This window comes from Vibrio sp. R-1, assembly GCF_035615595.1.
Lineage (GTDB): Bacteria > Pseudomonadota > Gammaproteobacteria > Enterobacterales > Vibrionaceae > Vibrio > Vibrio cholerae.
On record NZ_WPDC01000123.1, the window covers coordinates 1 to 7,383 of the forward strand.

Here is a 7,383-nt window from a genome sequence, read left to right on the forward strand (position 1 = left end):
CCGCTGCAGCTTCAAGTTGCAAGGGGATAACTTGCGCCCGATTCTACCTTACACCTAACAAATTACGAGATTAGAAGCTGAATTTCTCCGCGCCAGCCAGTATCATGGCGCGGTTTGGTTTAACACAGCAAATAACACGGACATTCGACTTGCGATGAAAGAGACTCACAACAGTCAGGATCGCCTTGCGTACCTGAAACAGCAACTGCCTGCCGATATTACCCGCAGCGTGATCGACACCCTAAAAGAAGATTTAGGCGGCACACTTAACCCTGCGGCCGACATCACCGCAAGCCTGATTCCAGCCGATCGCATCAGCACCGCGACCATCATCACTCGTGAGGCGGGGGTATTTTGCGGCCAGTTGTGGGCGGATGAAGTGTTTAAACAGCTCGGCGGCCAAGTGAGCATTGAATGGCATGTGCAAGATGGTGATACGCTCACGCCCAACCAAACCTTGTGTACCTTAACTGGGCCTGCGCGTATTCTGCTCACCGGTGAGCGCAACGCGATGAACTTTATCCAAACCCTTTCCGGTTGCGCCACGGCTACGGCGCGTTATGTGCAAGAGCTCAAAGGCACTCAGTGCCGATTGCTCGATACCCGCAAAACCATTCCCGGCCTGCGTAGCGCCCTGAAATACGCCGTGGCTTGCGGCGGCGGTTATAACCACCGTATCGGCGTGTTTGATGCTTACCTCATTAAAGAAAACCACATTATTGCTTGCGGCGGGATCCGTCAGGCAATTAGCACAGCGAAACAGCTCAATCCCGGCAAACCGGTGGAAGTGGAAACCGAAACCTTGGCCGAATTGGAAGAGGCGATCAGCGCCGGTGCCGACATCATAATGCTCGATAACTTTAGCCTTGAGATGATGCGTGAAGCGGTAAAGATTAACGCCGGGCGTGCGGCGCTGGAGAACTCCGGCAATATCACGCTGGATAATCTCAAAGAGTGTGCCGAGACGGGTGTGGATTACATCTCAGTCGGCGCACTGACCAAACACCTCAAAGCCCTCGATTTGTCGATGCGTTTTAAGTCGTAACACTTGAGACTAACTTCAAATATTTCAAACAGTTAACAGGAGACTTCAAGTCTCCTGTTTTTCTTTCTACCTACCCATTTCACAGCATGAGCTTTTAAGTCACTCGCGGTTTTTTGTATTCACGCTGCAAATCAATAGGTTAAAACCCTAACTCACTCGAAGAGCGCTCGCGACTCGATTCCACCCTTGTGTAGCAAGTCATATGCTCACTGCGCTTAATACGCAAACACCTACGGAGGGAAATATGAAAGCGTATAAAAATAAACTACAGAAAGGTTTTACCTTAATTGAATTGATGATTGTGGTGGCGATTATTGGTGTGTTATCGGCTATTGCAGTGCCTGCTTATAAAGATTATGTAAAAAAATCTGAAGGCGCATCAGCATTAGCCACTATGAAATCATTAATCACAGCATCAGAGCTTTGGTATCAAGAAAATGGTTCATTCACTAAAGCTAAGAAAACAGATATTTTTACGCACTTAGGTATTACTGGAACCTCAAACCCACTAGGTGCTATTGATATCCCAGATGATAATAAATTGGAATTCAAATTTGGTGAAAAATCTGCGGTAGCACAAAATACGACCATTACCTACGAAAGAAAAAGTACTGGGTGGGAATGTACCGTTAGTCATGATGATATAAAAACTGACAGTTGTCCTAAAGCTGCCAATTAATGCTCACCAACCTTGTTGCTATCTTGCGTCAGGCTGAGTTAATCAGCGCAACGCAAGAACAAGCGGTGGTTACCCAGGTTAGCGCTTCGGGGACGTCGGTGCCCGAGGCGCTGCTTGGTTTAGGCGTTTTTCACGCCCAAGAGCTGACCGAGCAACTGAGCCATATTTTCGGCTTGCCGGAAACCGACCTTAGCCGCTACGACTACGCCAACTTGTGCCAACAGCTCGGGCTGCGTGAACTGATTACCCGCTACGATGCCTTACCGATTGCCAAGCAAGGCAATTTACTGCTGCTGGCGGTCTCTGACCCCACCTTATTGCAAGCCGAAGAAGAGTTTCGCTTTGCCACTGGGCTACAAGTCGAACTGGCACTGGCCGATCACCGCGCGCTGCAAGCCGCGATTCGCCGTTTGTATGGCCGCTCAATTCAAGGCGCAGCCAACCAAGGGAAAGAGATCAGCCAAGATGAGCTCGCCAATCTGGTTAAAGTCAGTGATGACGAGCTGCAATCGATTGAAGATCTCAGCCAAGATGACTCTCCGGTTAGCCGTTTTATCAACCAAGTGCTGCTCGATGCGGTGCGCAAAGGCGCCTCCGACATTCATTTTGAGCCGTATGAAAACCAGTATCGGATCCGCCTGCGCTGTGATGGTATTTTGGTGGAAACTCAGCAACCGGCTAGCCATTTAAGCCGCCGTTTAGCCGCGCGGATTAAAATTCTCTCCAAATTAGATATTGCCGAGCGCCGCTTGCCGCAAGACGGCCGGATTAAACTGCGCCTAAGCCGCGATACCGCCATTGATATGCGCGTATCCACGCTTCCCACCTTATGGGGCGAAAAAATCGTGCTGCGTCTGCTCGATAGCAGCGCCGCCAATCTGGATATTGATAAGCTCGGCTATAACCCGCAGCAAAAGCAGCTCTATCTCAACGCCCTCAAAAGACCGCAAGGGATGATTTTAATGACAGGCCCAACCGGCAGCGGCAAAACCGTTTCACTCTATACTGGGCTGCGCATTCTCAACACGTCACAGATCAATATCTCCACCGCGGAAGATCCGGTAGAAATTAACCTCTCTGGGATTAACCAAGTGCAAGTGCAACCGAAAATCGGCTTTGGCTTCGCCGAAGCGCTACGCTCATTTCTACGTCAAGACCCTGATGTGGTGATGGTCGGCGAAATACGCGATCTGGAAACCGCAGAAATCGCGGTCAAAGCCGCGCAAACCGGCCACTTAGTGCTTTCCACCCTGCACACCAACTCGGCCGCTGAAACCGTAATTCGTTTAGCCAATATGGGGGTGGAGCCGTTTAACCTTGCGTCATCACTCAGTTTAATCATCGCCCAACGCCTCGCGCGCCGCCTATGTAAACATTGCAAAATTGCGGTGCGCCCTTCCGCCCTATTGCAAAGCCAATTTGCGTTTCAGCCCAATGAAATCTTATATGAAGCCAATGCGGCGGGGTGTAACGAGTGTACGGGCGGCTATTCAGGTCGCGTTGGGATCTATGAAGTGATGGCGTTTAATACCGAGCTGGCGGAGGCCATTATGCAACGCGCCAGTATTCATCAAATTGAACGTTTAGCCAAAGCCAATGGCATGCAAACGTTGCAAGAGTCCGGCCTTGAAAAGCTGCGCGAAGGCATCACCAGCTTTGCCGAGCTGCAGCGTGTGCTCTATTTTTAACTGTTTTATTCGATAACCTAACCTGTCAGCACGAGCCTCAACATGAAAGCGACCCAAACCTTACCTCTGAAAAATTATCGCTGGAAAGGCATCAACAGCAACGGCAAAAAAGTTTCCGGCCAGATGCTGGCCATCTCCGAAATCGAGGTGCGCGATAAACTCAAAGATCAGCATATTCAGATCAAAAAACTCAAAAAAGGCAGTGTCTCATTATTGGCGCGCCTAACCCATCGCGTGAAAGGCAAAGACATCACGATTTTGACTCGGCAGTTGACGACCATGCTCACCACGGGCGTACCCATTGTGCAAGCCCTCAAGTTGGTGGGCGATAATCACCGTAAAGCTGAGATGAAATCGATTCTGGCGCAAATTACCAAAAGCGTGGAAGCGGGCACGCCGCTTTCCAAGGCGATGCGCACCGCCAGCGCCCATTTTGATACCTTGTATGTCGACTTAGTGGAAACCGGAGAGATGTCCGGTAACTTACCTGAGGTGTTTGAGCGTTTGGCCACCTACCGCGAGAAAAGCGAGCAACTACGCGCCAAGGTGATTAAAGCGCTCATCTACCCCAGCATGGTTGTGTTGGTCGCGCTCGGGGTATCTTACTTAATGCTCACCATGGTCATCCCAGAATTTGAAAGCATGTTTAAAGGCTTTGGTGCTGAACTGCCTTGGTTTACGCAGCAAGTGCTGAAACTCTCACACTGGGTACAGGCTTACAGTTTATGGGCATTTATCGCCATCGCAGCAGCCATTTTTGGCTTGAAAGCGCTGCGTAAAAACTCTTTCCAGATCCGTTTAAAAACCAGCCGCTTGGGGCTGAAATTTCCGATTATTGGCAATGTACTCGCTAAGGCTTCCATCGCCAAATTCAGCCGCACCCTCGCCACCAGCTTTGCTGCGGGGATCCCGATCCTCGCCAGTTTAAAAACCACCGCCAAAACCTCCGGCAATGTGCACTTTGAAACCGCGATTAATGAGGTGTACCACGATACCGCTGCGGGTATGCCGATGTACATTGCCATGCGCAATACCGAAGCTTTTCCCGAAATGGTGCTGCAAATGGTGATGATCGGTGAAGAGTCTGGGCAATTAGACGACATGCTCAACAAGGTCGCGACCATCTATGAATTTGAAGTCGATAACACGGTCGATAACTTGGGCAAGATTCTTGAACCACTGATCATCGTGTTTCTTGGGACGGTCGTGGGCGGCTTAGTGGTGGCGATGTACTTACCTATCTTTAACTTAATGAGTGTATTGGGTTAGTATGGCGACAAACGGCGTGCCCATTAAGCGCGCCCTCATTTCGCTTAGAGCAAGAGAATGGAACTGTTTTACTTCTACCCTTGGCTGTTTCCGGTGCTCGCCACCCTGTTTGGCTTGATTGTCGGTAGCTTTCTCAATGTGGTGATCTACCGCTTACCCAAAATCATGGAGCGTGAATGGCGCGCGGAATGTGCGGCGAGTTTTCCTGAATATGGCATCACGCCACCAGAGGGTAAACTGACCCTCAGTTTGCCGCGTTCCACTTGCCCACACTGCCAAACGCCGATTCGCGTCATTGATAATATCCCGGTAGTCAGTTGGCTGGCGCTGCGCGGTCAATGCTCACACTGTAAAGCGCCGATCAGCGCTCGCTATCCCTTGATTGAGCTCCTCACTGCCCTCATGAGCTTAGTGATTGCCACTCACTTTCCGTTCGGAGTGTTTGCCGTGGCGCTGCTGTTTTTCAGCTATGTATTGATTGCGGCGACCTTCATCGACTTCGATACCCTATTGCTGCCCGACCAATTAACGCTACCTTTACTGTGGGGCGGTATTGCGCTGGCACTGCTTGGCTTTTCTCCGGTTTCACTCAGTGATGCGGTGATCGGAGCCATGGCGGGTTATCTCTCGCTGTGGTCGATTTACTGGCTATTTAAACTGCTGACAGCTAAAGAAGGCATGGGTTATGGTGATTTCAAATTGCTCGCCGCACTCGGCGCTTGGCTGGGTTGGCAGCAGTTGCCTGTCATCGTACTGCTCTCATCGGTGGTTGGGGTTATTTTCGGTTTAATCCAACTGCGCCAGCAGAAAAAAGGTATCGATATGGCCTTTCCGTTTGGTCCTTATCTCGCCATCGCGGGGTGGTTTGCCTTGCTATGGGGCGATAAGGTGATTGATTGGTACTTCACCACTTGGGTAGGACAACCGTTATGAGTTTTGTCGTGGCATTGACCGGCGGCATCGCCAGTGGCAAAACCACGGTCGCCAATCTATTTCATGATCAGTTTGGTATTGATCTGGTCGATGCCGATGTGATCGCGCGTGACGTGGTTGAACCGGAAACCGAAGGATTAAAAGCGATTACCGCCCATTTTGGGCAAGCCATCTTGCACCCTGATGGCTCACTCAATCGCGCCGCGCTGCGTGAACGCATCTTTGCCGCCCCTAATGAAAAAGCGTGGCTAAACCAACTGCTGCATCCGATGATCCGCCAAGGTATGCGCAACGCGCTTACCCAAACGACCTCACCTTATGCGCTGTTGATTGTGCCCCTGTTGGTCGAAAACCACCTGCAAACCATGGCCGATCGCGTGTTAGTGGTCGATGTCGATGAAAAAATACAGGTTGAGCGCACCATGGCACGCGATAAAGTAACACGCGAACAAGCTGAGGCTATCCTTGCTGCGCAAGCCTCACGCGCTCAGCGTTTGGCGATTGCTGATGATGTGCTCAAAAATGACGCAGAAAACCAGAAACTTTTGCCTCAAATCACACTATTGCACCAAAAGTATCTAGCCATGAGCAGGCAAAATTTGTGAGAATAAGCGCAAAGAATCCAAGGCTAGCCCAATGACTACGCACCAGTTTGAACACCCTCTCAATGAAAAAACGCGCATCTACCTGCGTGTCGAAGCGCTGCTCAATCAGATGGAGCGAGCGTCCACTTTCAGTGATGGGATTCAACATCAACTCTTTTTCCGCTCACTGTTCGATATGCTGGAGATTTTTGAGCAGATCCAACTGAAAAGTGAACTGGCTAAAGATATGGAAAAACAGCGCTTAACTTACCGCAGTTGGCTCCATGTTGAAGGTGTAGATCAAGAGATGCTTAACTCGCTGCTCGCCGAAGTCGATGAAGTTCATCGGGATCTGATGAGTGCCGAGCGTTTTGGCCAATCACTCAAAGAAGACCGTTTCCTGAGTGCGATTCGTCAGCGCTTTAATTTACCGGGTGGTTCCTGCTGTTTTGATCTGCCTGCGCTGCACTACTGGCTGCATCTGCCGCTGGATCGCAAAATGCGTGATGCCCAGCAGTGGATGCAAACCGTGACGCCGCTTTCGAATGCACTCAAACTCTGGCTTAAATTGACTCGCGAAACCGGCCACTACCGCTCACGCATGGCAAGCAACGGTTTCTACCAAAGTGATGCGGAAGATGCCAATATCCTACGCCTTGCGATTCCGCTCGAATACGGTGTGTACCCGATGATTTCTGGGCACAAAAACCGTTTTGCTATCAAGTTTATCGATTTTCACAGCGGGCAAGCCTGCACTCAAGATATCGCCTTTGATTTGGCGGTGTGCTGCTAAAACTCGCGACCTTTTCTCGAAACGACTTTTTCTCGAAACAATGTTGCGAACCCAAAATACATTATCAGCTTGGCTTTGATGAAGAGTATCCCCACACAACTTGGCGTTGCCGGTTTTAAGGGGATAAGCCATGGCTGCTTTTCAATAGGACTGCGTTATGACCAAAAAACTCACCATAGTGAAATGCCCACAATGTGGCACCGATGTGGAATGGGGCGAACAGAGCCCACACCGTCCATTTTGCAGTAAGCAGTGTCAAATGATTGATTTTGGCGAATGGGCAGATGAAGAGAAAGCCATTCCCGGCGCACCGGATATGTCCGACAGCGATGGCTGGTCAGAAGATCAGTATTAGTTCACGGGGTTGAGAGTAAAGAAAGAGGAGCCAAATG

The 7,383-nt window shown here is 50.3% G+C and carries 8 protein-coding genes; all 8 read left to right on the plus strand.

The window, feature by feature from the left end:
- The first annotated feature begins 154 nt into the window (after positions 1-154).
- The 8 genes from nadC to yacG all read left to right on the plus strand — a co-directional run bounded on the left by nadC (position 155) and on the right by yacG (position 7,346).
- On the plus strand, positions 155-1,045 hold the full coding sequence (gene nadC / locus GOU96_RS16295; protein WP_114762864.1) for a carboxylating nicotinate-nucleotide diphosphorylase: 891 nt from the start codon (positions 155-157) through the stop codon (positions 1,043-1,045).
- A 244-nt stretch (positions 1,046-1,289) separates the two neighbouring features.
- Positions 1,290-1,724, plus strand: coding sequence for a type IV pilin protein (locus tag GOU96_RS16300; protein ID WP_258502659.1), 435 nt, complete (start codon positions 1,290-1,292; stop codon positions 1,722-1,724).
- Positions 1,724-3,412: a type IV-A pilus assembly ATPase PilB gene (gene pilB, locus GOU96_RS16305; protein ID WP_032476649.1), complete on the plus strand. Its 1,689-nt coding sequence runs from the start codon at positions 1,724-1,726 to the stop codon at positions 3,410-3,412. Before GOU96_RS16300 ends, pilB begins: the two co-directional genes overlap by 1 nt.
- A gap of 42 nt (positions 3,413-3,454) precedes the next feature.
- On the plus strand, positions 3,455-4,681 hold the full coding sequence (locus tag GOU96_RS16310; RefSeq protein WP_258502661.1) for a type II secretion system F family protein: 1,227 nt from the start codon (positions 3,455-3,457) through the stop codon (positions 4,679-4,681).
- A gap of 57 nt (positions 4,682-4,738) precedes the next feature.
- Positions 4,739-5,614 carry a prepilin peptidase gene (locus GOU96_RS16315; protein WP_267783101.1) on the plus strand — a complete coding sequence of 292 codons (876 nt, stop codon included), beginning with the start codon at positions 4,739-4,741 and terminating at the stop codon, positions 5,612-5,614.
- On the plus strand, positions 5,611-6,219 hold the full coding sequence (coaE, locus tag GOU96_RS16320) for a dephospho-CoA kinase (RefSeq protein WP_181743415.1): 609 nt from the start codon (positions 5,611-5,613) through the stop codon (positions 6,217-6,219). Before GOU96_RS16315 ends, coaE begins: the two co-directional genes overlap by 4 nt.
- 31 nt (positions 6,220-6,250) lie before the next feature.
- Positions 6,251-6,991: a cell division protein ZapD gene (zapD, locus tag GOU96_RS16325; protein WP_000207194.1), complete on the plus strand. Its 741-nt coding sequence runs from the start codon at positions 6,251-6,253 to the stop codon at positions 6,989-6,991.
- Positions 6,992-7,148: 157 nt separating this feature from the next.
- Entirely contained in the window at positions 7,149-7,346 is a 198-nt protein-coding gene (gene yacG, locus GOU96_RS16330) for a DNA gyrase inhibitor YacG (RefSeq protein WP_000162865.1), read from the plus strand.
- Positions 7,347-7,383 lie beyond the last annotated feature (37 nt).

Excerpts from the sequence above, each read along its gene's own strand:
- nadC (WP_114762864.1), top strand. The coding sequence starts at position 155 with ATGAAAGAGACTCACAACAGTCAGGATCGCCTTGCGTACCTGAAACAG.
- GOU96_RS16300 (WP_258502659.1), top strand. The coding sequence starts at position 1,290 with ATGAAAGCGTATAAAAATAAACTACAGAAAGGTTTTACCTTAATTGAA.
- pilB (WP_032476649.1), top strand. The coding sequence starts at position 1,724 with ATGCTCACCAACCTTGTTGCTATCTTGCGTCAGGCTGAGTTAATCAGC.
- GOU96_RS16310 (WP_258502661.1), top strand. The coding sequence starts at position 3,455 with ATGAAAGCGACCCAAACCTTACCTCTGAAAAATTATCGCTGGAAAGGC.
- GOU96_RS16315 (WP_267783101.1), top strand. The coding sequence starts at position 4,739 with ATGGAACTGTTTTACTTCTACCCTTGGCTGTTTCCGGTGCTCGCCACC.
- coaE (WP_181743415.1), top strand. The coding sequence starts at position 5,611 with ATGAGTTTTGTCGTGGCATTGACCGGCGGCATCGCCAGTGGCAAAACC.
- zapD (WP_000207194.1), top strand. The coding sequence starts at position 6,251 with ATGACTACGCACCAGTTTGAACACCCTCTCAATGAAAAAACGCGCATC.
- yacG (WP_000162865.1), top strand. The coding sequence starts at position 7,149 with ATGACCAAAAAACTCACCATAGTGAAATGCCCACAATGTGGCACCGAT.